Origin of the sequence: Rossellomorea sp. YZS02, assembly GCF_033963925.1 — a bacterium.
GTDB lineage: Bacteria > Bacillota > Bacilli > Bacillales > Bacillaceae_B > Rossellomorea.
Genome location: NZ_JAXBLY010000045.1, coordinates 1 through 1,811 on the forward strand (window position 1 = coordinate 1; position 1,811 = coordinate 1,811).

Sequence of the window (1,811 nt, forward strand, 5' to 3'; positions counted from 1 at the left end):
TCCAGCGTTTCCCGCAGGAGCTATTCCTGTGAGGTGAGAATTCATCTATTGCATAAAAAAAGACCCTCCGTTATGATGCAGGTGCTAACCAATCGCTCATAACTAAGGAGGATCTTCACATGCATGATAATCGAAATCAACGTATTAATCAAATTTCTGACACTACACTGGTTGTTGGTATTGACATAGCCAAGCGGAATCATTACGCCTGTGCCGTAGATGAGCGTGGACGTGAACTCAAGAAAAGCTTTGTCATCCGCCAATGCCTTCAAGGATTTGAAAGCTTTTACGCGACTATCTTAAAGCTAATGAGTATTCATAATAAAAAGGAAGTCATCGTTGGTTTTGAGCCTACCGGCCATTACTGGATGAATCTCGCAGCTTTTCTATCAGATCATGGCATTCCATATGTCCTTGTCAATCCTCTTCATGTTAAGCAAACCAAAGAGCTAGACGATAACCTACAAAGTAAAAATGATCTGAAAGATGCCCGGGTCATCGCAAAAATGATGCCACAAGGATATTACAGTATACCAAGGGAAATGACTCAAATCGATTCAGAGCTTCGCCGGGGGACGGCCTATCGAGTCCGTTTAAAAGAAGAATCGGCCTCTATTCAAAACCGCATCCGACGATGGATCGACCTTTACTTTCCTGAGTTCGCTTCCGTGATCAAAGGTCTTGGAAAACAGGCTCAAGCTATCTTAAAATATGCCCCTTTACCAGAAGATCTCTTGATCTTCTCGCCTGAAGAGCTGATTGACTTTCTTCAGACAAAGGGTGTTCGCTATCTGTCAAAGAAGAAAGTAGAGCGGCTCCTTCAAGTGGCAAAGCATTCTATAGGATTGAAAGACAGTCCTGAAATGGCACGCATGGAAATCAAAATGTTGCTTGACCAGTTATTCATGTATGAATCACAGATCCAAGAGCTTACTGAAAATCTTGTCACCCTTGCCCGTCAATTGCCTGACTTTGATTATCTAACATCGATTCCCGGAATTAGTGAAACAACTGTATTGGAGCTACTCTCCGAGACAGGTTCACTTAAGCGTTACAAGGATCCACGCCAATTATTTAAACTCGCGGGATTAACACTGGTAACGAATTCTTCTGGTGAATCAAAGGGTAGAAAAAGGATTTCTAAGCGAGGGCGAAGAAGGCTTCGAGCTTTATTGTACAAAGCAGTGTTCCCTTTACTACACTCAAATTCGGCGTTTCGAGCACTTTATGACTACTACAGTAATGATCGCGAGAAACCAGTAACGAAAAAGGAAGCACTTGTGATTCTTTGTCGTAAGTTACTTCAAATTTGTCATGGTCTTAGCCATTATGAAACAACATTTGATTTAGAGCGCATGATGGGAGATATGCCTTTCCTCTCTCATCCCAAAGCAGCCTAACTCTTCGAGTGAGAACGTAGTTCTTTTAAAACCCAGACACTGAGAAGCCGGCCCATACACGACTTTCGACGATCTACTGATCAGTCCATGCAGGAGCATACGCCGGCCTCTGCGTTAGGGAGAGACCCAACGAAGGAATGTAGGCACTCGATGCCAGGAGATATGGGAGGGTAAGTCCACCTAATAAGCAGAGATCAAATGTGCCCATCACTGAAAATAAGGGAGACCCTTCCAGTCTCTTAACGCAACGCGTAAGCATATATCCCTTTATTTTGAACAAATAAGAAAAAAAGGAATATATTTAGCTGAGATTATTCACAAAAAAATTTCACAAGAGAATAAAACGGTTGTAAGCACTGGTATAATAACTTTTTCCGAGGGAGTCGAGCACCTTCCGCTCCAATCAACTGA

Annotated in this window: 1 protein-coding gene; it reads left to right on the plus strand. The window is 42.6% G+C overall.

What is annotated here, in order from left to right; all coding sequences use genetic code 11:
• Positions 1–119 precede the first annotated feature (119 nt).
• Complete coding sequence (locus SLH55_RS23015) at positions 120–1,400, plus strand: IS110 family transposase (RefSeq protein ID WP_320324556.1); 1,281 nt, start codon at positions 120–122, stop codon at positions 1,398–1,400.
• Positions 1,401–1,811: the final 411 nt, after the last annotated feature.